Below are 24,758 nucleotides of genomic sequence, written 5' to 3' on the forward strand. Positions count from 1 at the left end.
CACCTCGCCGTGATAGATTTGAACCCTGCGCATGGCCTCGTTCCACGTGCGCTCATGCCTGGATGGACAGCAGTGAAGGAGAACCGGTGGAGAACCTCGGAGAACTCGAGCGTGATGTGATGGACGCTCTGTGGTCGCAGCGCGGAGGACTCACCGCCGCCGCACTCCGAGACGTCCTCTCCGCCCGCGGACTCGCGCTCACCACCGTGCACACGGTCCTCACCCGCCTCGAGAAGAAGCACTACGTCGTGCGGGACCGCACCACGCGCCCCCACCTCTACAGCGCCGCATCGACCAAGGAGGAGCACGTCTCCGATCTGCTCGCGGAAGTGCTCGACCAGGCGGGCGACCGGCGTGCTGTGCTCGCCCGGTTCCTGGGCACCGTCTCCCTCTCGGACACCGCGTTCCTGCGCGGAGTGCTCGACAGCCGACTGCGCCACTCCGAACCCCTGCGCCCCGTCGACCCGCCGCGCCGCACCGAAGTCGGCTGAGCGCCTGTGCGAACGGCCCCCGCGGCTGATGCGCACTCCTTCGCCGGACTGACGAACGCGCCGCACACCCCATGACCGTCGTCGGCTTCGCACTCGTCGCGCTCGCGATCGTCCTCGCGTGGCCGATCCCTGTCGCCGTCGCCGCAGCACAGCATCGCACGCGCCGCGAAGGCGACCCCGTCGCCGCCGTGATCCTCTGGCAGGCGATCGGCCTCGCGGGCGGGTTCTCGGTGATCTCCGCCTGCATCGCCTTCGCGCTCGCCCCGCTCGTCAGCGTGCCGGGCGTCAGTCTCAGCGTCGCTCTCGACTGGTGGCGCTGGCCTCCGCTCATCGTGGGAGTGGGACTCCTCGCCCTGCTGCTGGGAGCGCTCGCGTGGGAAGCGCGGGAAGCGCGGCTGCTGCGGGCGAAGCACCGCGACGTCCTCGCCCTCGTGTCTCAGTCGCGGGGCGGTAGGCCCGAGACCCGCGTGATCGACACGGAGCACGCACTCGCGTACTCCGTCGCTGGCGGGTTCGGCACCACCGTGATCTCCACCGGGCTCCTCATGCTGCTGGAGGACGAGGAGCGGGAGGCTGTCCTCGCCCACGAGCGTGTGCACCTGCGGCTGAGGCACGACCTCCTCACCCTCCCCTTCGCGTCCTGGCACCGCATGCTCCCGTTCCTGCCGGCGACCAGGACCGCCCTGGAGTCCGTGAGCGCCGCGATCGAGATCATGGCAGACGACGCGGCACGGGGAACCGTCTCCGACGCCGCGTTCGCACGCGCCCTGCAGAAGGTGTCGGCGAAACAGGCCGAGGCGTCGAAGGACTACGACGAGGGCCTCACGGAGGTGCGCATCGCCCGCCTGTCGCGTCCCGTCACCTCGGACACCCGCCGGCCGCGCATCCGTGCGTCCGTCTACGCGGTGTGCCTCGTCGCCGTCCCGCCACTCATCCTCGTCGGCACTATCGTCTACAGCTGACCGGCCCTTCCCCGCAGCCGGCTGTCAGTCGCGCGGGGGCGCGCTCGGCGTCATCGGCTGACCGGCCCCCTGCCGGGGATGGTCAGGTCAGGCGTCGATCCTCTCCGCATCGAGTTCCGCAGCACCTGCGACGATGAATTCCTTGCGCGGCGCGACTTCGGACCCCATGAGCAGTGCGAACGTCTTCTCCGCCGCTTCCGCGTCCGCCATGGTCACGCGCCGAAGGCTGCGCAGGCTCGGGTCCATGGTCGTCTCAGCGAGCTGATCGGCATCCATCTCGCCCAGGCCCTTGTAGCGCTGGATCGGCTCCTTGTACGTCTTCTTCTGCTTGGCGAGCTTCGCCAGGAGCGCCGTGAGCTCCGCTTCCGAATAGGTGTAGACCACCTCGTTGGGCTTTCCGCGTCCCGTGACCACCTCGATGCGGTGCAGCGGCGGCACCGCGGCGAAGACGCGTCCCGCCTCGACCAGCGGTCGCATGTAGCGGAAGAAGAGGGTGAGGAGCAGAGTGCGGATGTGGGCTCCGTCGACGTCCGCGTCGGTCATGATGATGACCTTGCCGTAGCGAGCCTGTGAGACGTCGAAGCTGCGCCCAGTGCCTGCACCCACGACCTGGATGAGCGCGGCGCACTCGGTGTTCGCGAGCATGTCCGCGACGGACGCCTTCTGCACGTTGAGGATCTTGCCCCGGATGGGGAAGAGTGCCTGGTTCTCCGAGTCCCGTGCGGCTTTGGCCGTCCCCATCGCGGAGTCGCCCTCGACGATGAACAGTTCGGTGTCCTCGTGGTCGCTCACACGGCAGTCGTAGAGCTTCGCCGGCAGCGACGAGGATTCCAGCGCGGTCTTCCGCCGCTGATTCTCCCGGTGTGTCCGAGCGGAGATCCGCGCCTTCATCTCCGAGACGACCTTCTCCAGCAGCTGTCCGGCCTGCGCCTTCGTCTGCCGTGCCGAAGACTCGAGCTGTGCGGTGAGCTCCTTCTCGACGGTCTGGCCGACGATCCGCCGCACGGCGGCCGTGCCGAGGACTTCCTTCGTCTGCCCTTCGAACTGCGGTTCGGCCAGTCGCACGGTCACCACGGCGGTGAGGCCCGCCAGCACATCGTCCTTCTCCAGCTTGTCCTTGCCGACCTTGAGCTTGCGGGCGTTCGCTTCGACGGCCTTCCGGACCGTCTTCAGCAGCGCCTGCTCGAAGCCTGCGACATGAGTCCCGCCCTTGGGCGTCGCGATGATGTTGACGAAGCTCTTCAGCTTCGTCTCGAAGCCGGTCCCCCATCGCAGCGCGATGTCGACGCCCACGTCACGGGTCACGTCCTGGGACACCATGCGTCCGGACGCGTCGAGGACGGGGACCGTCTCCGTGAACGTGGCGTCCCCCGCCAGCCGCCAGACATCCGTCACGACCGGGTCGACCGCCAGATGCTCGACGAACTCGGAGATACCGCCTTCGTAGCGGAATTCCTCCGTGCGGGACTCGACGACTTCGCCGTTCTCGTCACGGACGACTCCGCGCTCGTCCGTGATGGTGATGCCCAGTCCCGGGATGAGGAAGGCCGTCTGTCGCGCACGGTCCGCGAGCTCCGAATACTGGAACTCTGCGCCGGGGAGGAAGATCTGCGGATCGGACCAGTAGCGCACGCGTGTTCCGGTGGCACCCCGCTTGGCCTTCCCCACGACGTCCAGGGGGGTGGGTTCTGTGAAGGGTGTGAAGGGGTTTTCCGGCGAAACGGTGCCGGACGAATCGTCGAACCGCCCTGGCTCGCCCCGTCGGAAGGACATCCGATGCACTTTCGATCCGCGCGTCACCTCGACGTCGAGGCGCGCGGACAGCGCGTTGACGACGGAGGCACCGACCCCGTGCAGGCCGCCCGCCGCGGCGTAGGAGCCGCCCCCGAATTTGCCGCCGGCGTGCAGCTTCGTCATGACGACCTCGACGCCGCTGAGTCCTGTGCGCGGTTCGATGTCGACGGGGATGCCGCGACCGGAGTCCGCGACCGTCACCGATCCGTCCGGCGACAGGACGATCTCGATCGTCGTGCCGTGGCCGCCCAGCGCTTCGTCCACCGAGTTGTCGATGATCTCCCACAGGCAGTGCATGAGGCCGCGCGTGTCCGTCGTCCCGATGTACATGCCGGGACGCTTGCGGACCGCTTCGAGTCCGGACAGCACGGACAGATGCCGCGCATCGTAGCTCTCGTCCGTGTCCCTCTTCGCGCTGCGTGCCACCGACACTCCCTTCGCCTGCGAATCCGACGCTTCATTCTAGTGCGACGGGGCGGCCGGGCTGTGGACCGGGCGATGCTGGCGCGTCCCCGGGTGCGTGGGATGCGGCATACTTCGGAGCGTGCGCCACCACGTGATCCCGGACCCTCGCCTCCGCCGCCGAGGCACTCCCTCGGCCCGCCCCCGCCTCACCTGTGCGCTGGTCGGGCTGCTGCTGTCATGTGCTCTCGCAGGGTGCACCGGCGGCACACCCGAAGGCCCAGTGGTCACGTCGACGTCGGCAGAGCGGGTCGCGGACCAGCCCGGCGACAGTGCCGACGGCAGCCCGACCGCGACCTCGAGCCCGGCCGCCTCGCCGGAGGAGATCTCAGCGCCACCCCTGTCCGGCCTCACCGTCGCGATCGACCCGGGCCACAACGGTGGCAACGGCGCGCATCCCGACACGATCAGCGCGGACGTACCGGACGGACGAGGAGGGACGAAGGCCTGCAACACGGTGGGCACCTCGTCGGACGATGGCTATCCCGAGCACCGGTTCACGTGGGAGACGGCGCAGGAGGTCCAGACGGCACTGTCCGATGCAGGAGCCGAGGTCGTCATGAGCCGCTCCTCCGACGACAGCGCGGGCCCCTGCGTCGACGAGCGCGGCCGTTTCGCGGACGCGGCGGACGCCCTGGTGAGCCTGCACGGGAACGGGACCGAGGACCGCTCCGCCCGCGGCTTCCACGTCATCACCGCACCGGCGGGAGGGCGCGCCGGCGACGACACGGCGCGGACGTCGGAGGCACTGGGCCGGGCCCTGGCCGAGGCACTCGAGGCGACGGGCTTCGACCGGAACCCCGCGTACGACGACCTCGTGGTCCGCACCGACCTCGCGACCCTCAACAACGCCGCTGTCCCCGCTGTCATGCTCGAAGCCGGGGAGATGCGCAACGCAGAAGACGCCGAGCTGCTGGAGTCGCGGCAGGGTCAGGAGCACATCGCTGAGGCGGTCGTGACGGCTCTCACCGCTGTGTTCGGCGACGCGGCCCCCTAGACTGGCAGGGTTCCGAGGCCGCCGGGGCACAGCCGCGCGCCGCCGATCCCGACGCCAGGAGTCACCGTGGCACCCACACCGTACGATCCCCCCTTCGGCGCGCCCTGCTGGTTCGAGCTCAGCTCACCGGATCCCGTCGCCGCGCAGACGTTCTACGCAGGACTGCTGGGGTGGCGGTTCGACGGGACGGGTCCGCTGGGACTGGGTGCAGCCGCCCACGCGAACGACCGTCGCGTCGCCGGAGTCAGCGAGCAGCCCCCCGGTCAGCAGGGACCGGCGTTCTGGTCCGTGTACTTCCGTGTCGAAGACCTCTCCGCACACCTGGCAGCGCTCGACGATGCCGGAGGCCAGGCCCTCATGGCCATCCCGGAGTTCGACGGGAATGCCGGAGTGGCGCTGGCGGCGGACCCGGCCGGAACGGCGTTCGGAGTGCTCGAGTACGACGACGATCGTGCGATGCAGTCCTTCGGCACAGCAGGCGCCGTCCACTGGGCGGAGCTCTTCACCACGGATCCCCGCGTGCGCGATTTCTACACGTCCGTGTTCGAATGGGTGCTCCCCTCACTCACGGACGGGGAGGATCAGCGCTACTGGGCCATCGATCGCGACGACAGCCGGATCGGCGGAATCCTCGACGCCTCCCAGGTCGCCGTCCCGGCGCACTGGGAAGCACACGTCCACGTCGATGACGTCGACGGACTCGTCGACCGTGTCCGAGAGCTGGGCGGCGATGTGCTCGCACCGCCGCACGACTCGCATCACGGCCGCGTGGGACGCTTCATCGACGCACAGAACGCAGCATTCACACTGGTGACACCCTTCACACCGACGGACTGAGCGCTCTCATCGTGGACCGGTCCCACAGCAGGCGCACTTCCACACTTTTATGTGATCTGTGATCACTGTACGCTGTGCGGGTACCTGCGCAGCGCCGGACATCTGCAGCCGGCAGCACCGCGCCGGCACGATCGATCACGGGCGATCGGCAGCCATCGAGACGCGCGCCGAATCGCCCTCCGAAGAGACCCTGGAGGAACGATGTTCACGACACGAGGGAAGCGCGGCTTCCTGGGAGCCGCTGGCGCAGCCGTCCTGCTGCTGAGTGCATGCGGCTCGACGGGTGCGGACACAGACAGCGACGACAGCACCGCGGACGACGCAGCGTCCGACTACGCAGACTGCGTGGTGACCGACGGGCTCGCCGACGCCACGGCGATGGAGGCCGACGAGAAGACGGAGCTCACCGTCGCCGCATTCAACGGCTGGGACGACACCCAGGGATCCGCCTACATGGCGAAGCACGTGCTCGAGGACATGGGGTACAGCGTGACCGTCGAATCGTTCGAGGCGGCTCCGGGATTCACCGCCGCCGCCAACGGAGACGTCGACTGGCTTGCCAGTTCGATGCTGCCGCGGACTCATGCCGACTACCTGGAGCAGTACGGCGACGACTACGAATCACTCGGATGCTGGTACGAGGACGCCCGCAACGCCATCGCGGTGAACGCGGACTCCCCCGCTCAGACGATCGAGGACCTCGCAGACATGGGCGACGAGTACGGGAACCGGATCGTCGGCATCGAGGCCGGCGCGGGGCTCATGCGCGCGACGGAGAACGACGTGATGCCGGCGTACGGCCTCGACGACTGGCAGCTCGTCGAATCCTCGACCCCGGCGATGCTTGCCGAAGTGGACGGCGCCGAAGGGACGGACAAGAACGTCGCTGTGACCATGTGGTACCCCCACTGGGCCTGGAACGTCTACGATCTCCGCGAGCTCGAGGACACGGAAGGTGCGTTCGGCGAAGCAGATCAGTTCTTCATGTTCGCGCAGGACGGATTCTCCGACTCGAACCCACAGGTCGCGCAGGTGCTCGAGAACTTCGTGTTCTCCGAGGAGGACTTCGGAGAGCTGCAGACACTCATGTCCCAGAAGTACGACGGAGAGGACCACGCCGCTGCCGTCGCCGACTGGGCTGAGGAGAACCCCGAGTTCTTCGAGGACTGGAAGACGGGCCAGCTCAGCTGAGCGCTCATGAGTGCGGCCCTGCTCCCCGTCCGGGGAGCAGGGCCGCACTCATGCTCGTGGTGGAGGACTCAATCGTGAGAACCCGTCGAGAGAGGACTCAGTCCAGGTAGTCGCGCAGCACCTGCGATCGCGACGGGTGGCGCAGCTTCGCCATCGTCTTCGACTCGATCTGACGGATCCTCTCACGCGTGACTCCGTAGACCTTCCCGATCTCGTCGAGGGTCTTCGGCTGCCCGTCGTTCAGACCGAACCGCATCGACACCACACCTGCTTCGCGTTCCGACAGCGTGTCGAGAACGGAGTGCAGCTGCTCCTGGAGGAGCGTGAAGCTCACCGAATCGGCCGGAACGACTGCTTCGGAGTCCTCGATGAGGTCACCGAACTCGGAATCGCCGTCTTCACCCAGCGGAGTGTGCAGGGAGATCGGCTCGCGTCCGTACTTCTGAACCTCGATGACACGCTCCGGCGTCATGTCGAGCTCCTTCGCGAGCTCTTCCGGCGTCGGCTCACGACCGAGGTCCTGGAGCATCTGCCGCTGCACACGGGCGAGCTTGTTGATGACCTCGACCATGTGCACCGGGATGCGGATCGTCCGGGCCTGGTCCGCCATCGCACGCGTGATGGCCTGTCGGATCCACCAGGTCGCGTAGGTGGAGAACTTGAAGCCCTTCGTGTAATCGAACTTCTCCACGGCACGGATGAGACCGAGGTTGCCCTCCTGGATGAGATCGAGGAAGAGCATGCCGCGACCGGTGTACCGCTTGGCGAGCGACACGACGAGGCGGAGGTTCGCTTCGAGGAGATGGTTCTTCGCGATGCGCCCGTCGTGGATGATCCACTGGAACTCCCGGACCAGCTTGGGATCCGTCACCTCGCTCTGCTTGACGAGGTGATCCGCGTACATGCCCGCCTCGATGCGTTTGGCGAGGTCGACTTCCTCCGCCGCGTTGAGCAGAGCGACCTTGCCGATCTGCTTGAGGTAGTCCTTGACCGGGTCCGCAGTCGCTCCCGCGGACACGACCTGCTGAGCCGGCTGATCGTCATCGTCCGCGTCGGACACGACGAAGCCACCGGCTTCCTTGACCTCCTCGTCCTTCTCCTCTTCCTTCGCGTTCTTCGTCTCCGTCGTCTCGTCCGGATCGACGTCCTCCGGCGCGGCCTCGTCGACGACTGTCGGCTCGAGGTCCTCGACGTCCTTCGCGGAGGCGCCCTTCTTCGCGGGAGCCTTGGCGGCCTTCGCCGTCGTCGCCTTCGCAGCGGTCGACTTCGCAGCGGTCTTCTTCGCCGTGGTCTTGGCGGCAGTCGACTTCGCGGCGGTCTTGGTTCCAGTCGACTTCGCAGCCGTCGACTTGGCAGCAGTGGACTTGGTCGCCGTCGACTTGGCTGCAGTGGACTTGGTCGCCGTCGACTTCGCAGCGGTCTTCTTCGCCGTGGTCTTGGCGGCAGTCGACTTCGCGGCGGTCTTGGTTCCAGTCGACTTCGCAGCCGTCGACTTGGCAGCAGTGGACTTGGTCGCCGTCGACTTGGCTGCAGTGGACTTGGTCGCCGTCGACTTCGCAGCGGTCTTCTTCGCCGTGGTCTTGGCGGCAGTCGACTTCGCGGCGGTCTTGGTCCCGGTCGTCTTCGCAGCCGTCGACTTGGCAGCAGTGGACTTGGTCGCCGTCGACGTTGCGGCGGGCTTCTTGGCGGTGGTCTTCGTAGCCGTGGTCTTCGTGGCGGAACCGTCCTTCACCGATGTTCCCGCAGCGGACTTCGCCGCAGGTGCTTTGGTCGCGGTCGACTTCTTCGCAGCGGTCGTCTTCTTCGGCGTCGTTGCGGCGGTCGACTTCTCAGCGCCTTCGCTGCTGGTCTGAGCGCTCGACTTTCCCGTATCCTTCGTGGGCACGTGCGAACCTTTCGGCAGAGAGCGGAGGGCCACCGGTCCCCGATCGGGCACCAGTAAGACCCATGTCAAACTGCACGGAGGATGAAACCTCCGGCAATGCGTTCGACCGGGTCAACGCTCCATCTTTGCACGGTATTCCCTCGCGCCCAAACCGGGAGCCCGTCAGTCGGGGTGGATCCAGCGCGGCGGCATGCCCGCATCGACCGCTTTTCGTATCAGGAGCGCGAGTCGATGTCCCGTCTGTTCGGACAGTGCACACGTGACGTAATGATCCGCGAAGGACATCCGTCCGCGTGCCCATTCGAACCAGGCGATGAGTGCATGCACGTCGGCGGTCGCATCGTCATTCACGAGCGCAGCGCACGTCCGTAGCCAGTCGATCGACTCCGCCAGCGCCTCCTGCCGTGGCGGAGTGTGGCTCAGCCCGACGATGTGCAGGGCCGCGCCACCGCCCTCCACACAGCTGCGTGCGTAGTCGAGGAAGCGGCCCGGGCCGAACGCGCGCAGCCGCTCGGGTGGGAAATCAGGGTGGTTCCCGGCGAGCAGCATCTGGACGATGTCCCGGTCGCCGGGTCGCTCGCAGAGTCGCTCGAGGGCCAGCACCGCCATGGGGTCGACGATGACGGGCGCCACGGGTGCCGAGCCCTGCTCCCGCAGACTGGAACGGCTCTCCAGGAGCAGCGCTTCGGCCACGAGTCCGTCGACCAGCTCATCAGTGCGGAAGTGCTCCCGGCGCAGTGCAGCAAGAGCCGCGGCAGTGCCCGGATCCGGTTCGCGCGGTCCCACACTGGACGCGAAGCTGTCCGCCACCGGTAAACTCATGAGAGCGAGGCCTTCTACAGCGGCGGACGGAGGTGCTTCCCTCGTCGTGGACTCCGGAGCAAGGAGCATCCCACAGCTGCCCCGTCCGGACCACAGCGCAGGGAAGACGTGGAAACCACGTCTGTGGAGAGCAGCCTCCACGAGGAGGACGCCGTCGACGAGCGCCTCCACACCGAACAGGCCATCGAACGAGGCCGGGTCGCGCTCGTCCCAGTCGAGATGGAAGTCCGCGAGCACATGGCTGAAGACGATCGGGAAGACCGTATCCGCGTCCGGTGCTGCACGCAGCGGCGCAGTACTCCGCGATGCGGACGCTTCATCGAGCGCGTCCATGTCTCCGACCGCGAAGTCGATGCGCAGGCTGGGGCCCAGCAGCCCCACTCCCTCACGCTTCGTCGTCGCGCTCACGAGGACGAGCGAATCAGCGGGTGTGTACCCCAACAGGTGGGGTACGAGGCTGACGAGATCAGGGCCGTGTGTGATTCTGTCCGTGTTCATGTGGACAGTTCATTCGTCGGCCTCCGACTGTTCCAGGCGCTCCGGACTGCTGTGGACAGCGGTCGTCGCCTCCACGGCGGAGCGTGCGCACCGACATCATCGGAGTCGAGCCCCCGTGACGCACGGTGCCCTGCCGTCCCGCCCGGGCTACCCTTGTCCGATGTCCGCTCGCCGCTCGCGCCCCCGTACGGGTCCACCGACGGGGTCGGTCCCCGCCGACTCCGGCACCGCGTCCTTCGACGCCGTACCGGGCGACCCGCACGCCTATGTCCTCACCCTCAACGACGTCCCGGCCTCCCCGTACCACGCGGCTGACCCACGCGTGCTCGGCTTCGAGTACCTGCGCTGGATCGCGCACCTCGTCTCCGTGGCATACGCGGACCACCGCACCCTCCGCGCCGTCCACATCGGCGGAGCCGCGTGCGCGCTCCCCCGGCACATCGAGGCGATGCGACCGGGATCCCGTCAGACTGTCGTCGAGATCGACGCCGCACTGGCGGCGTGGGTCCGCGACCACTTGGACCTCCCCCGCTCACCGGCGCTCGCGATCCGCACGGCCGACGGCGCGCAGGAGATCCACCGGTTCAGGCCCGGCACCATCGATCTCATGGTGCGCGACGCCTTCGCGTTCGACACCACTCCCTCCGCGCTCACGACTGCCGACTGGTTCGACGCAGCATGTGCGGCACTGGCCCCGCACGGGGTCTACGTGTCGAACGTCGCAGACGGACAGGACCGGAGGGCTCTGCGCACTGAAGTCGATGCGCTGCGGAGCCGCTTCGCCCATGTCGTCGCACTGGTGGAGCCCACACAGTTCCGCAGGCGTCGTCGCGGCAACATCGTGGTCGCGGCCGCGCACCGCGCGCTCGACGCCGACCGGCTCGCTCGCGCCCTACGCAAGGACGGCGCCTCCGTGCGCACCGGTGAGGGGCTCCTCTCCCACCTGGGGCCGTCGGGCGGACGCCGGTGAGGACTCCACTGCCCCTGTGAACCCGACCCGGACACGACGGCATCCACCCGACACGGAGTGTGAGCGGCATCGTCATCACAGGGCGGTGCCCGGTGGCCTTCTGGCTTGACCCCTGCGCGATAATGGACTGCCCGCATCCTCAGAAAGGCGATATGACAGAGCGAAGCGAAATCGCGCACGAACAAGTGCGGATCGACACCCTCTACGCGAGGCTCGATCAACTCCGCGTGGAGACTCACACCTCCTTGTCGACAGTGCGGAAATCCAAGGTCGGGGGTCATCACCAGAACCGATCTGAGCGCGACGCCTTCGCGACGATGTACGAGGACGCTCTCATCCGGTACCAGTCCGCAGAAGAAGGACTGTGCTTCGGCCGCATCGACTCCGCGGCAGGAGACACCACGTACATCGGGCGCATCGGATTCTCGGACGCGGATCGTGCACAGATGCTGATGGACTGGCGTGCACCGGCCTCCGAACCCTTCTACCGCGCGACCGCTGCCGAACCCGCAGGGCTCGTGAGGCGCAGGCACATCGCCACCCGCGCGCGGAAGGTCACCGGGGTCGAAGACGACGTCCTCGACATCGACGGCCTCGACGAGGACGAACGGTCCCGGCTGCAGGGCGAGGGTGCGCTCATGGCTGCGCTGGGTGCTCGTCGCACAGGTCGCATGGGCGACATCGTCGCCACGATCCAGGGGGAACAGGACCGGATCATCCGCCGTGATCTCGCGGGCACTCTCGTCGTCCAGGGTGGCCCCGGGACCGGCAAGACCGCTGTCGCACTGCACCGCGCCGCCTACCTTCTCTACCGGCACAGGGATCGGATCGCGAAGTCCGGAGTCCTCCTGGTGGGCCCCTCCCCCGTGTTCCTCCGCTACATCGAACGCGTACTCCCGTCGCTCGGCGAGACCGGCGCGGTGCTCCTCACACCCGGGCAGCTCATGCCGGGAGTGGACACGTCGCTGCGTGACGGACAGAAGACAGCTGCAGTCAAGGGCGACCTCCGAATGGTCGACGTCGTCCGCGCGATGGTGCGCTCCTATCAGCGGGTGCCCGGGGAAGACCAGCGGCTGGGGGTCGGACCGTATGCGATCACCCTCCACCCTGCGGACGTGCGAGCCGCCCGCGATCGCGCTCGCCGGACCGGAGACGCGCACAACGCCGCGCGCACGGTGTTCGTCCAGACGCTCCTGCGGACACTGGCCGACCTGCTGGCACAGGCACAGGGCCTCGACAGTGCGGGCGAGAGACTGCCGGAGTTCCTCGACGATCTGCGGGCCTCACGCGATGTGCGGGTCGCCGTGAACCTCTGCTGGCTGCCGCTCGCTCCGGAAGGCGTCCTCGACGCGCTGCTGTCGAAGCCGCATCGACTCGCCGCCGCGGCACAGGGGGTCCTCACGGAGGACGAGGTCCAGATGCTCCTCCGTCCCAAGGCGTCGCCCGTCACCGTGGAGGACGTACCGCTGCTCGACGAGATCGCAGAGATGATCGGGACCGAAGGCACCGGGCAGGACCGGGGTGAGGACCCGGAGCAGGAATACGCGCAGGCGGTCGTGGAGATGACGGGAACGGGCGCCATGGTGAGTGCTTCGCACTTGGCCCACCGCTATGCCGGTGCGGACCCAGCGGTCGCTCTCGCGGACCGCGCGGCAAGCGATCGCGAATGGGCGTTCGGCCACCTCGTGGCTGACGAAGCGCAGGAACTCTCCCCCATGCAGCTGCGTCTTCTCTTCCGGCGGGTCCCCAGCAAGTCCGCGACGCTCGTGGGCGATCTCGCTCAGGCGTCCGCCGCTGATTCCACGCGGACGTGGCATTCGATCCTCGACCCGCACGTCGGCGACCGGTTCGGCCTCGAGGAGCTCACCGTGTCGTATCGGACGCCACGGTCGATCATGGGGCCCGCGAACGCCCTCCTCGCAGACAGGTTCCCGTCGCTCACGCTCCCCGAATCGGTGAGGGACGGGGACAGCGAGCCCCGTCGGCACCGGTTCGATTCGGTCTCGTCGCTCGTGGCCCACCTGCCACGTGCGGTCGAGGAGGAGGCACACGCGGTGGAGGGCGGCAGGGTGGCCGTGATCGTCCCGGAGGGGCTCATGGAGCTCGTGGAGCACACGATTGCCTCCGACCGGTCCGAGACCGCTCTAGCGGGCGTCGTCCGCAACGACGCGGGATTCGGGCCGACAGCCATCGACCACCGGGTCGCGGTCCTCACGCCCTACGACGTGAAGGGCCTCGAATTCGACGCGGTCATCGTCGTGGAACCGGCGCTCATCGCCCCCGTGCACGAGGCCGGGGCGGACCAGCGCCCCTCCGATGAGGGGATCGGTGCACTCTACGTCGCACTCACACGGTCGACGTCGCGACTCATGATCCTCGCGGCGAACTCGTCGGTGCTCGACGACTACTTCGCAGACGCGAACATCCGTGCTGGTCAGTCGCCCACTCAGCCGGAGTAGCCCCAGTGAATGAAGACCGCCGGCGGCGTCGGCTTCCCCTCCGATGCCGCCGGCGGCGGGCGCACCGTCGGTGCGCAGTTGTCATCTTACACACATGACGGACCGGACGCGCAACCCGCTCCAGAACGCAGGGTCAGAACATCCCGCACCACGCTGTCACGCGGTCCTCTGCGCGTCAGGTCGGACTCTCGGCGGCACGTGCTTCCTCATCACGACGCAGTGACGCGATCGCCGCCTCGAAGTCCTCGAGCGTGTCGAACCCCTGGTAGACGCTGGCGAAGCGCAGATACGCGATCTGGTCGAGTTCCCGCAGTGGCTCCAGGATCGCCAGCCCGACCTCGTCGGCGTCGATCTCCGCCACGCCCAGACCGCGGATCTTCTCCTCGACACGCTGCGCGAGCTTCGCGAGGTCGTCGTCGTTCACGGGACGCCCCTGGCACGCCTTGCGCACCCCGATGACGATCTTCTGGCGGGAGAACTCCTCCGATACCCCCGACCTCTTGATGACGGCGAGACTCGTCGCCTCCATCGTCGTGAAGCGGCGGCCACAATTCGGGCACTGACGTCGCCTCCGGATCGACGAGCCGTCCTCCGCGGTGCGGGAGTCGACGACCCGGGAGTCGGGGTGGCGGCAGAACGGGCAATGCATGGGGCTCAGCCTTCCTGTCGGCGGTCGTCGAAGCGGACGCTGATCGACTCTCCGTGCGCCGGCAGCCTCTCTGCCGCAGCGAGCGCAGTGATGTGATCCGCGACCTCCGCGAGCGCGGAGCGAGTGTATTCGACGACCTGGCTCACCCGCAGGAAGGCGTGCACCGACAGGCAGTCGCCGAACGCGGCCGTCCCCATCGTCGGCAGGACGTGATTGGACCCCGCGAGGTAGTCTCCCAGCGCGACAGGCGTGTGCGGTCCCACGAACACCGCACCGCCGTTCACGATGCGCGAGGCCACCGCCCGCGGGTGCTCGACATGGAGTTCCACGTGCTCCCCCGCGTACGCGTTGGCTACAGCCACCGCCGCGTCCAGCGAGTCCACCAGGACGACGCCGGACTGCGTCCCCCGCAGACTCTCACGGATACGTTCCGCGTGCTCCGCCGAGGCGGCGCGGACACCCAGCTCGTCGTCGACGGCGCGGGCGAGGTCGGATGATTCCGTCACGAGCACGGCGGCGGCCATCGGGTCGTGCTCGGCCTGGCTGATGAGGTCTGCGGCGACGAACACGGGATCAGCGTGGGAATCCGCCACGACGATGATCTCCGTCGGCCCCGCGACCGCGTCGATCCCGACCCGGTCGCGCACGAGCGCCTTCGCCGTCGCGACATAGGCGTTGCCGGGGCCGGTGATGATGTCGACCGGTTCGAGCGCTTCCGCGGTCCCCACCGACCCGTCGGCATCGGCGAACCCGTACGCGAACGCCCCGATCGCCTGTGCTCCCCCGATCGCCCAGACCTCGGCCACCCCGAGGAGGTGCGCGGCAGCCAGGACCGTGGGGTGTGGGAGGCATGTATCCCGCTGCGGAGGCGACGCGATCGCGATCGACGACACCCCGGCTTCCTGCGCCGGCACCGCATTCATGACGACGGACGAGGGATAGACCGCCAGTCCTCCCGGCACGTAGAGCCCCACACGTTCAGCCGGCAGGTGACGCGTCGTGATCGTCGCGCCGTCCGCCACCGTCGTGGTGCGGGGTGCGGGGACCTCTGCGGCAGACACGAAGCGCACCCGCCTGATCGCCTCTTCCAGTCCTGCCCGCACGGCCGGATCCAGTTCGCGGGCCGCACGTGCCATCGCCTCTGCCGGGACACGGAACGATTCGACCTCGACGCCGTCGAACCGGGCCGTCGCGTCGACCACCGCCGCACGACCGCGTGCGTGGATGTCGTCCAGCAGCGGCCTGACGGCCTCGAGGGGCGCATTCTGCTCGGCCGAGGCGCGAGGCAGCCGTGCCCGCAGCGTCCGTCTGTCGAGAGCCGATCCGCGCAGGTCGATGAGAGGGGTGTTCGCAAGAGGTTCCACAGCGGCCATCCTAGTGTCCACAACCGGTCTCATCGCAGGCAGTTGGGGCCCAGGAGCGCTTTGAGATCACCGAACAGGCTGGGCCCCAGATCAACCCGGAACTTCCGGTCGAGCCGCAGGACGCAGCGCCGCCCGGGCTGCACCAGGGACAGGTGCACGTCCGTCGGTCCTCGATGCGAGGACAGGATCGCGCCCAGGCGCTCGATGACCGGCGGGGTACAGCGGTCCATCGGCAACGAGATCGCGAGCGGCCGGTCCGCCGGATCGGTCACGTCCGGGATCGTCATCGACTGCGCCATCATGCTGGTCGGACGGTCATCCGACGTGCGGACGCGTCCGGTCACCGCGATGACGAGGTCGGTGGTGAGGATCCCCGCGACCGGCTCGTACGAGTCCCCGAAGAACATCACTTCGATCGACGCCTCGAGGTCCTCGACCGTCACGATCCCGTACGGCTTGCCACTGTTCTTCGACACCTTGCGCTGGACTCCGGTGATCATGCCGCAGATCGTCACCTGCGAACCGTCCGGCCGCCCCCGTTCGGGATCGATGAGCTCCGCGATCGACACCTCCGCCTCTGCGGCGAGGACGCCTTCGAGCCCGTTGAGAGGGTGGTCGGAGACGTAGAGGCCGATCATCTCGCGTTCGAACGCGAGCTTCTCCTTCTTCTCCCATTCGGGCCTCTCCGGCACCGGAACGGTGAACGCGGACGACGAATCGTCATCATCGCCCCCGAGCCCCGCGAACAGGTCGAACTGGCCGTGCGCCTCCTGACGCTTCACCCCGATCACCGCGTCGACCGCCTCCTCGTGGACCTCCACGAGTGCTCGCCGGGTGTCCCCCAGCGAGTCGAAGGCGCCCGACTTGATGAGCGATTCGATCGTGCGCTTGTTGCACACGTGCGCGGGCACCTTGTCGAGGAAGTCTCCGAACGTGGTGAACGCGCCCTTCTCACCGCGGGCGGACACGACTCCCTCGACGACGTTCTGCCCCACATTGCGCACAGCGCCCATACCGAAGCGGATGTCCGTGCCGACAGGGGTGAAGTTCGCGTGGGACTCGTTCACGTCCGGGGGCAGCACCGTGATGTTCAGGCGCCGGCACTCGTTGAGGTAGACCGCGAGCTTGTCCTTGTTGTCGGCCACCGATGTGAGCAGCGCCGCCATGTATTCGGCCGGGTAGTGCGCTTTGAGGTACGCCGTCCAGTAGGAGACCACACCGTACGCGGCGGAGTGTGCCTTGTTGAAGGCATAGTCGGAGAACGGAAGAAGGATGTCCCACAGCGCCTGCGCCGCGGCCTCGGAGTAGCCGTTCTCCTTCATGCCCTCGAAGAAGCCCACCTGCTGCTTGTCGAGCTCCGATTTCTTCTTCTTGCCCATCGCGCGCCGGAGGATGTCGGCCTGGCCCAGGCTGTAGCCGGCGACCTTCTGCGCGATCGCCATCACCTGCTCCTGGTAGATGATGAGGCCGTACGTCGTCCCCAGGATCTCCGCCAGAGGCTCCTCCAGCTCCTGGTGGATCGGAGTGATCTCCTGTCGCCCGTTCTTGCGGAGCGCGTAGTTCGTGTGGGAGTCCGCACCCATGGGTCCCGGCCGGTAGAGCGCGAGCGTCGCGGAGATATCCTCGAAGTTGTCAGGCTGCATGAGACGCAGGAGACTCTGCAGGCCCCCGCCATCCAGCTGGAACACTCCGAGCGTGTCACCGCGGGCGAGCAGCCGGTATGCCTCCTGGTCATCCAGGGTGAGCTGCTCGAGGTCGAGGTCGACGCCCTGGTTCTGCTGGATGTTCTCGATCGCGTCGGAGATGATCGTGAGGTTCCGCAGACCCAGGAAGTCCATCTTGATGAGGCCGAGGCCCTCGGACGTCGGATAGTCGAACTGCGTGATGACCTGCCCGTCCTGGAACCGGCGCATGATGGGGATGACGTCGATGATCGGATCCGACGACATGATGACGCCCGCGGCGTGCACACCCCACTGGCGCTTCAGGCCCTCCAGGCCCTTGGCAGTCTCGAAGACCTCACGGACCTCGGGGTCCGTCTCGAGCAGCGAGCGGAATTCGCCCGCCTCGTTGTAGCGCGGCGCTTTCGCGTCCTCGATGTCCGCGAGCGGGATGTCCTTCGCCATCACCGCGGGCGGGAGCACCTTCGTCAGCTGCTCCCCCATGCTGAAGGGCTTGCCGAGTACACGGGCGGAGTCCTTGAGCGCCTGCTTCGACTTGATCGTCCCGTAGGTGACGATCATCGACACGTACTCCGAACCGTACTTCTGCGTGACGTACTCGATCACCTCGCCGCGGCGGCGATCATCGAAGTCGACGTCGAAGTCGGGCATCGAGACGCGTTCCGGATTCAGGAAGCGCTCGAAGATCAGTCCGTGCTGCAGCGGGTCGAGATCGGTGATCCGCATGGCGTAGGCAACCATCGAACCGGCTCCCGAACCACGGCCGGGCCCTACCCGGATGCCGTTGTCCTTCGACCAGTTGATGAAGTCCGCGACCACGAGGAAGTAGCCGGGGAAGCCCATGCCGATGATGACGTCGAGTTCGTAGTCGGCCTGCTTGCGGACCTCGTCGGGGACCCCCCCGGGATACCGGTAGTGCAGCCCCTTGTCGACCTCCTTGATGAGCCAGGACGTCTCGTCCTCGCCCTCCGGGGTGGGGAACCTCGGCATGTAGTTCGCACTCGTGTCGAACGACACCTCGCACATGTCGGCGATGAGGAGGGTGTTGTCGCACGCCTCCGGCATCTCGCGGAAGAGGCTGCGCATCTCTGCGGCCGACTTCAGGTAGTAGCCGGACCCGGAGAAGGCGAACCGGGACCCACCCTGATCGTACGTCGGCTCGATCAGCTTGGAGCCGGACTGGATCGCCAGCAGCGCCTCGTGCGCCTTCGCATCCGATTCGTTCGTGTAGTGCAGATCGTTCGTCGCGACGAGCGGGATGTCCAGTTCCCGGGCGAGCCGCAGGAGGTCCTTCGACACCCTCTTCTCGATGCTGAGACCGTGATCCATGATCTCGCAGAAGTAGTTCTCCCGGCCGAAGATCTCCCGGTACTCACCGGCTGCCCGCTTCGCCTCCTCGTACTGCCCCAGGCGCAGTCGGGTCTGCACCTCACCCGACGGGCAGCCCGTCGTGGCGATGATCCCCTCGGAATACGTGTTGAGCAGCTCCCGGTCGATGCGCGGCCACTTCCCGAACACGGAGTCGAGTGACGCCAGCGACGACGCACGGAACAGGTTCTGCATCCCGGTGTTGTTCTTCGACAGCAGTGTCATGTGCGTGTACGCACCGCCGCCGGACACGTCGTCGCCCTTCTGAGATTCGTCGGTCCGCCACTTCACGCGGGTCTTGTCCGTGCGCGCCGTTCCGGGCGTCACGTACGCCTCGACCCCGATGATCGGCTTGATGCCCGCGTCGGTCGCCTGCTTCCAGAAGTCGAACGCGCCGAACAGGTACCCGTGGTCCGTCGTCGCGAGCGCCGTCTGCCCCTGCGCATTGACGGCGGCCATGAGGTCGCCCAGACGGGCGGCCCCGTCGAGCATCGAATACTCCGTGTGGACGTGGAGGTGGACGAAATCCGCGCTCATCGCGTCGAGCCCTTCCGTTGTGACGTATCGCCGAACATGGTGCACTCCTGCCGGAGCGTCAGCCCTGTGTCGCCTGGAGCGTATCGAGTGCGTGCTGGAGGTCCTGAGGGTACTCGCTCTCGAACTCCATGAACTCCCCCGTCTCCGGATGCTCGAACCCCAGACGCACCGCGTGCAGCCACTGCCGCGTGAGTCCCAGACGCTGCGCGAGCACCGGATCCGCGGCGTAGGGGAGGTCGCCGCAGCACGGGTGCTTCGTCGCGGACATGTGGACGCGGATCTGATGCGTGCGCCCCGTCTCCAGGTCGATCTCCAGCAGGCTCGCCGCCCGGAATGCCTCGAGAACCTGGTAGTGGGTCACGGCGTGCTTGCCGTCGCTGCGGACCGCGTAGAGACCGTCCCTGCGCGGATTGCGGCCGATCGGCGCCTCGATGGTGCCGACGACCGGATCGGGCAGGCCCTGGACGAGCGCATGATAGGTCTTCGACACCGTGCGCTGCTTGAAGGCGCGCTTGAGGACGGAGTACGCGCGTTCTCCCTTCGCGACGACCATGACGCCCGAGGTGCCCACGTCCAGCCGTTGGACGATGCCCTGGCGCTCCGCGGCCCCCGAGGTGGCGATCCGGTGCCCGGCGGCGGCGAGACCGCCGATGACCGTGGGGCCGTGCCAGCCGGCCGCAGAGTGGGCAGCGACCCCCACGGGCTTGTCCACCACGATGATCGCGTCGTCCTCGTGGATGATCGACATCCCCGGGACGGGTTCGGCGACGATCTCGAGCGGGCGGGGAGGTTCGGGCATCACGACGTCGAGGCGGGCGCCCGCCAGTGCGCGGTCGGATTTGCCCACCCGCACACCGTCCTGCTCCACTCCTCCGTCCTGGGCGATCTGCGCGGCAGCGGTCCGCGACAGGCCCAGGGCGCGTGACAGAGCGGTGTCGATGCGTTCGCCATCGAGTCCCTCCGGCACGAACAGCGACCTAGTCGTCATCGTCTTCTCTCCTGTTCTTCGTCAGCGTCCCAGGTCCCGGTCAGGGGCCCGGGGGCATCCTGCGGTCCTGCCGCGTCCTCGTGCACCCTGTCCGCATCCGTCAGGCCGTCCAGTCCGATGCCTCGGAACGAGGCGATGATGAGGACGACCGCGGCCCCGGTGATAGCGATGTCCGCGACGTTGCAGACGAAGAAGTAGAGGTCGATGAAATCGACCACGGCGCCGTGGAAGAGGGCGGGGGGCCGGACCAGCCGGTCGATGAGGTTGCCCGTGAGGCCGCCCAGCAGCAGACCGAGCGCCCACGCCCATGATCGGGCACCCAGACGCCTGCCGGCGAAGAGGATCGCGACGAAGACGCAACTCGCGATGAGCGTGAATATCCACGTCGCCCCCGACCCCATGCCGAACGCCGCGCCGTCGTTGCGCAGGAAGCGGAATCCCGCGAGCTCACCCAGGACCGCGATCCGAGGGCCCCCTTCGAGAAGGCCCACTGCGATCTGCTTCGTCACCTGGTCGGCGAGGACGACGAGGACCGCCACCGTGTACAGCAGGACGCGCAGGCGGCGTCCTGCCGCAGGTGCCGTGGAACGCGCGGCTCCAGGGGTCATCGTGGTCCTCTCAGCGGTCGGGCGGGCTTCCCGTCGGAACGGGTGCTCAGACAGTCTAGATCGCCGGGGTCCCGACTCGCCCTTCGACCCGCGGCCGCGCGAGCTGACCGAGCCGAGCGCGACCCGCAGGCCGGTGGCCGGGTGTGAATGAGCAGGGGTCCCGGCCAACTGCGGCCGGGACCCCGTCACACGGGTGGGAGGAACAGCTCCTCCGCGATGATCAGATCGTGCGACGCGCTGCGTTGTCTCCGCTCAGCGTCTCAGGCGCGAGGGAACCGGAGTTCTCCAGGTCGCGCAGCTGATCCGTGAGGTAGCTCTTGAGGCGTGTCCGGTACTGGCGCTCGAAGTTCTGCAGCGTGTCGATCTCGCGCTGCAGTTCGGACTTCTGCGTCTCCAGGTTGGTGAGGGTCGCATCGCGCTTCTTCTCCGCTTCGCCGACGATGCTCGTCGCGCGGGATTCCGCTTCCGCGATGAGTTCGTCGCGCTTGCGCTCACCCTCCGCCACGTGCTCGTCGTGCACACGCTGCGCGAGTGCGATGAGCCCGTGCGAATCCGTGCCGCCTACAGAGCTGCTGGGTGCCTGTGCGGGCACCGCCGGTGCCACGGGGCTCGCCGCGGCAGGCTCACTGGTCGACTCCTGCGGCGCCACGAGCGGCGTGGCAGGAGCTTCGGGTGCTGCCGGAGCCTCGCCCCATGCCGGTGCTGAGGAATCCTCGGTGGGAACAGCGGCGGGGATCGCCTGCGTCGCCTGGGGATCCTCTGTGGCCGCCGGAGCGGCGGGAGCACCGGCTTCGAGCTCCGCGACACGGGACTCCGCAGCCGAGAGCTTCTGCTTCAGCTCGTCGTTCTCCTGATAGAGGCGACGCAGTTCGACAACGACCTCGTCAAGGAAGTCGTCCACCTCGTCCTGGTCATACCCATCACGGAACTTCACGTGCTGGAACCGCTTGTTCACTACGTCTTCTGGCGTAAGCGCCATGAGGCCAACCTCTTCTCGACAACAATGTGGCACTTCAGCTGCGGACAGCCGAGCTAAATGTCACGATACCGCATCATTATGGCTTGTGTCTTGCGGGTGGATACTCGCTGCAGCGGACTCAGGCGACCACAGCGGCGAGATAGTACAGCCAGCTCGCGATGAACTGGACTCCGATGAACACGATGATGAAGCCCAGATCCAGTGCGACCCCACCCAGCCGGAGTGGCGGGATGAAGCGCCGGACGAAGTGCACTGGGGGGTCCGTCAGCGTGAAGACCAGTTCGCACACGACCAGCAGGAACCCCGTCGGGCGCCAATCGCGCGCGAAGACCTGGATGAGGTCGATGACGACGCGGGCGAGCAGGACGAACACGTAGAGGTTCAGCAGGGTCCCGGCGAGGGAGAGAATGGTGCTGAGCACAGTGTCACTTTCAATCGTCGTATGGGGCGCAGCGGACTCCGCTGCACGTCCGGAAATGACCGGACGGCGGACTACAGAGTGTAATCCGCCATCCTGGGAGATCTTTCATCGGCCGCGCTTCGGACGTGCGGCTCAGCTCTGGTTGAAGAAGCTCGCCTGCTCGTCGCCCCGCTCGTCGGTCTCCGTCGTCACGGTGATGCGCTCCGGGGTGAGAAGGAACACATTCCCCGTGACCTTCTCGATCGATCCGTGGAGCCCGAAGATCAGACCCGCGGAGAAGTCGACGAGCCGCTTCGAGTTCGCCTCGTCCATCGCGGACAGATCCATGATCACCGGAACGCCGTCGCGGAACGCCTGGCCGATGGCCTTCGCGTCGTTGTAGCTGCGCGGGTGGATCGTGCGGATCGTGTGCAGCGAATCCGCTGAGACGGATTCGATCGGCCGCACCGATGTGCGGATCGGCGAGACCGTCGCTGCCGGTGGCTCTTCCACGAATCCGCCCACCTCGTCGTATTCGTCGTCGAGCAGGTCCATTCCATGGCCTGCCTCGTGGTCTTCCTGTGCGTCGCGTGCCGCGCCTTCGTGGAGGCGCGGATCGTCCTCGTCCTCGACGAAGCCGAGGTAGCTGGCGACCTTGCGCATTGCGGACATATCGTCTCCTTCGGCTGTGCTCGCGCGGAGCCCTGTGATCCCCTGCAGTCGAAACTACCGGAGGCGACACCGCGCAGGCGTCAGGCAGACGGGCGTGTCGCCTCTGAGCGCGTGGTCAACCAGACGATCCCCGCGAATCGACCGGTAGTGCCGTCCCGCCGGTAGGAGAAGAGGTCCGGCGATTCGGAGGTGCACGTGTCCGACCAGTGCGCGATCGAGACGCCCTCACGGACGAGCTGCTCCGCCACACCTGCCGCGACGTCGAGAGCGGGAGAGCCGGTCCTCGTGACGGACGCGGTCACCGGCTCCACAGCCGCCACCTCGTCCCGCATCGCCGCCGGCACCTCGTAGCGTCGGGGACCGATCGACGGACCGATCGCCGCGACGACTTCCGTTGCTCCGTGCTCACGCATCTTCCTCAGTGTCGCGGGCACGACTCCGTCGAGCATCCCGCGGCGCCCGGCATGCACCGCCGCGACGATCCCCTCCTCGGGCGCGGCCAGGAGCACGGGAGTGCAGTCCGCGACGAGAATCGCGAGACCCACGTCCCGGCACGACGTGACCTGTGCATCCGCCTCGACGTACGAGGGCGGCCGCCCACCCCCGGGAGAGAGCTGTGCGAGCGATTCGGTCGTCACGACGTGGACCGCGGTGCCGTGCACCTGTTGGACGAACGACACGCGTTCCAGGCCCAGCGCCTGACTCAGCAGAGACCGGTTCGCGGCGACCGCAGACGAGTCGTCGCCCACATGGAGGGCGAGGTTGAAGGAGCCGTAGTCACCGACCCCGTACCCGCCGTGCCGGTCCGTGAACGCCATATGCACGTGACCGGCGGTGCCGGTGAGGTTCATGCGATGAAGCAGCAACGCGCCTCCCTCGGGGCTCGGAGTCGACCTGACGGGGGCGTCCCGCGGGTGCGATCACTTGAGGAAGTCGGGGATGTCCAGATCGGAGTTGTCGAACCGGGACGGGGCCTCGTCCGGCAGCGACTGCGGAAGATCCTGCGAGCGCTCCGGGGCCGGACGCAGCGGAGGCAGCTCCTCGCCCTGGACCGTCCGCGGTTCCGCTGACTGCTCGGTGAAGCCCGCTTCAGGTGCAGCGGACCGCGCGTCGTCAGTGCGGCCGATCGGACGTGCTTCCTGGGATTCGGAAGCCGGTGCGTCGAACCCGGCCGCGATGACCGTGATCCGGCATTCGTCGCCCAGATTGTCGTCGATGACGGCGCCGAAGATGATATTCGCCTCCGGGTGAGCCGCTTCCTGCACGAGTCGCGCCGCCTCGTTCACCTCGAAGATGCCGAGGTCGGACCCGCCCTGCACGTAGAACAGCACGCCGTGGGCGCCCTCGATGCTCGCTTCGAGCAGGGGCGACGCGATCGCGGCTTCCGCTGCCTGGACAGCTCGGTCGTCGCCGGTGGCCGCACCGATGCCCATAAGGGCGGTGCCTGCGTTCTGCATGACGGACTTCACGTCCGCGAAGTCGAGGTTGATGATGCCGGGCACCGCGATGACGTCGGTGATGCCCTGGACGCCCGAGCGGAGGACTTCGTCTGCTGAGTTGAAAGCCTCCAGCAGCGACACATTGCGGTCGGAGATCGACAGCAGTCGATCATTCGGGATGACGATGAGGGTGTCGACCTCTTCGCGCAGTGTCCGGATCCCGGCCTCCGCCTGTGCCGACCGGCGACGCCCCTCGAACGTGAAGGGGCGCGTGACGATACCGATCGTCAGAGCGCCGATCGAGCGCGCGATGCGCGCGACGACCGGGGCTGCGCCCGTGCCCGTGCCTCCGCCTTCACCGGCGGTGACGAACACCATGTCCGCACCGTCGAGTGCTTCACGGATCGCGTCTTCGGAGTCTTCTGCGGCCTTGCGGCCGACTTCGGGATCCGCGCCCGCACCCAGACCACGGGTGAGTTCACGTCCGATCTCCAGCTTGAGATCGGCTTCTGACAGCAGGAGTGCCTGTGCGTCGGTGTTGATGGCGATGAATTCAACGCCGCGCAGACCCACGTCGATCATCCGCTGGACGGCATTGACACCGCCGCCGCCGCAGCCGGCGACCTTGATGTCTGCTCCTGCGCTCTGGAATTCAGCCACGTCGGTTCCTCTTTCAACCCTGGGGAGTGGGCGTAGTGCAATCT

The 24,758-nt window shown here is 67.5% G+C and carries 20 protein-coding genes; 7 read left to right on the forward strand and 13 right to left on the reverse strand.

Translation table 11 applies throughout. From position 1 onward, the window contains the following. The first annotated feature begins 86 nt into the window (after nt 1–86). Both JFC09_RS07995 and JFC09_RS08000 read left to right on the forward strand, forming a co-directional pair. Complete coding sequence (locus JFC09_RS07995; protein ID WP_198393431.1) at nt 87–491, forward strand: BlaI/MecI/CopY family transcriptional regulator; 405 nt, start codon at nt 87–89, stop codon at nt 489–491. Nucleotides 492–562: 71 nt separating this feature from the next. Continuing rightward, nucleotides 563–1,453 carry a M56 family metallopeptidase gene (locus tag JFC09_RS08000; RefSeq protein WP_198393432.1) on the forward strand — a complete coding sequence of 297 codons (891 nt, stop codon included), beginning with the start codon at nt 563–565 and terminating at the stop codon, nt 1,451–1,453. A gap of 87 nt (nt 1,454–1,540) precedes the next feature. On the opposite strand, the gene JFC09_RS08005 is transcribed toward JFC09_RS08000, so the two are convergent. Next, on the reverse strand, nt 1,541–3,673 hold the full coding sequence (locus JFC09_RS08005) for a DNA gyrase/topoisomerase IV subunit B (RefSeq protein WP_198393433.1): 2,133 nt from the start codon (nt 3,671–3,673) through the stop codon (nt 1,541–1,543). A gap of 118 nt (nt 3,674–3,791) precedes the next feature. Here JFC09_RS08005 and JFC09_RS08010 point away from each other — a divergent pair, with 118 nt between their 5' ends. From JFC09_RS08010 to JFC09_RS08020, 3 genes are all read left to right on the forward strand, one after another. Then, a complete protein-coding gene (locus JFC09_RS08010) occupies nt 3,792–4,706 on the forward strand; it encodes an N-acetylmuramoyl-L-alanine amidase (RefSeq protein WP_332839697.1) in 915 nt (304 codons plus the stop codon). 66 nt (nt 4,707–4,772) lie between these two features. After that, nucleotides 4,773–5,543: a VOC family protein gene (locus JFC09_RS16880; protein ID WP_198393434.1), complete on the forward strand. Its 771-nt coding sequence runs from the start codon at nt 4,773–4,775 to the stop codon at nt 5,541–5,543. A 201-nt stretch (nt 5,544–5,744) separates the two neighbouring features. Continuing rightward, nucleotides 5,745–6,734: a glycine betaine ABC transporter substrate-binding protein gene (locus JFC09_RS08020; RefSeq protein ID WP_198393435.1), complete on the forward strand. Its 990-nt coding sequence runs from the start codon at nt 5,745–5,747 to the stop codon at nt 6,732–6,734. A gap of 97 nt (nt 6,735–6,831) precedes the next feature. On the opposite strand, the gene JFC09_RS08025 is transcribed toward JFC09_RS08020, so the two are convergent. Further along, nucleotides 6,832–8,619, reverse strand: coding sequence for an RNA polymerase sigma factor (locus tag JFC09_RS08025; RefSeq protein ID WP_332839698.1), 1,788 nt, complete (start codon nt 8,617–8,619; stop codon nt 6,832–6,834). Nucleotides 8,620–8,781: 162 nt separating this feature from the next. Beyond that, entirely contained in the window at nt 8,782–9,939 is a 1,158-nt protein-coding gene (locus JFC09_RS08030) for a DUF4192 family protein (protein ID WP_198393436.1), read from the reverse strand. A gap of 160 nt (nt 9,940–10,099) precedes the next feature. Between JFC09_RS08030 and JFC09_RS08035 the strand changes: the two genes are divergently transcribed. After that, entirely contained in the window at nt 10,100–10,909 is an 810-nt protein-coding gene (locus JFC09_RS08035) for a spermidine synthase (protein WP_198393437.1), read from the forward strand. Between the two features lie 152 nt (nt 10,910–11,061). Beyond that, on the forward strand, nt 11,062–13,368 hold the full coding sequence (locus JFC09_RS08040; protein ID WP_198393438.1) for a HelD family protein: 2,307 nt from the start codon (nt 11,062–11,064) through the stop codon (nt 13,366–13,368). 175 nt (nt 13,369–13,543) lie between these two features. On the opposite strand, the gene nrdR is transcribed toward JFC09_RS08040, so the two are convergent. From nrdR to ftsZ, 10 genes are all read right to left on the reverse strand, one after another. Then, on the reverse strand, nt 13,544–14,017 hold the full coding sequence (nrdR, locus tag JFC09_RS08045; protein ID WP_198393439.1) for a transcriptional regulator NrdR: 474 nt from the start codon (nt 14,015–14,017) through the stop codon (nt 13,544–13,546). A gap of 5 nt (nt 14,018–14,022) precedes the next feature. Then, nucleotides 14,023–15,390, reverse strand: coding sequence for a histidinol dehydrogenase (gene hisD / locus JFC09_RS08050; protein WP_198393440.1), 1,368 nt, complete (start codon nt 15,388–15,390; stop codon nt 14,023–14,025). A gap of 20 nt (nt 15,391–15,410) precedes the next feature. Next, complete coding sequence (dnaE, locus tag JFC09_RS08055) at nt 15,411–18,968, reverse strand: DNA polymerase III subunit alpha (protein ID WP_198393441.1); 3,558 nt, start codon at nt 18,966–18,968, stop codon at nt 15,411–15,413. 58 nt (nt 18,969–19,026) lie between these two features. Continuing rightward, nucleotides 19,027–19,956 carry an RluA family pseudouridine synthase gene (locus JFC09_RS08060; protein ID WP_198393442.1) on the reverse strand — a complete coding sequence of 310 codons (930 nt, stop codon included), beginning with the start codon at nt 19,954–19,956 and terminating at the stop codon, nt 19,027–19,029. After that, nucleotides 19,953–20,564, reverse strand: coding sequence for a signal peptidase II (locus JFC09_RS08065; protein ID WP_198393443.1), 612 nt, complete (start codon nt 20,562–20,564; stop codon nt 19,953–19,955). The genes JFC09_RS08060 and JFC09_RS08065 overlap by 4 nt, the downstream gene beginning before the upstream one ends. 220 nt (nt 20,565–20,784) lie before the next feature. Further along, entirely contained in the window at nt 20,785–21,543 is a 759-nt protein-coding gene (locus JFC09_RS08070; RefSeq protein ID WP_198393444.1) for a DivIVA domain-containing protein, read from the reverse strand. Between the two features lie 118 nt (nt 21,544–21,661). Beyond that, on the reverse strand, nt 21,662–21,964 hold the full coding sequence (locus JFC09_RS08075) for a YggT family protein (protein ID WP_198393445.1): 303 nt from the start codon (nt 21,962–21,964) through the stop codon (nt 21,662–21,664). Nucleotides 21,965–22,096: 132 nt separating this feature from the next. Beyond that, a complete protein-coding gene (locus tag JFC09_RS08080) occupies nt 22,097–22,615 on the reverse strand; it encodes a cell division protein SepF (RefSeq protein WP_198393446.1) in 519 nt (172 codons plus the stop codon). An 80-nt stretch (nt 22,616–22,695) separates the two neighbouring features. Next, entirely contained in the window at nt 22,696–23,481 is a 786-nt protein-coding gene (gene pgeF, locus JFC09_RS08085) for a peptidoglycan editing factor PgeF (RefSeq protein WP_232483233.1), read from the reverse strand. Nucleotides 23,482–23,535: 54 nt separating this feature from the next. After that, entirely contained in the window at nt 23,536–24,714 is a 1,179-nt protein-coding gene (gene ftsZ / locus JFC09_RS08090; RefSeq protein ID WP_198393447.1) for a cell division protein FtsZ, read from the reverse strand. Nucleotides 24,715–24,758 lie beyond the last annotated feature (44 nt).

This window comes from Brevibacterium yomogidense (genome assembly GCF_016107685.1).
GTDB lineage: Bacteria > Actinomycetota > Actinomycetes > Actinomycetales > Brevibacteriaceae > Brevibacterium > Brevibacterium yomogidense.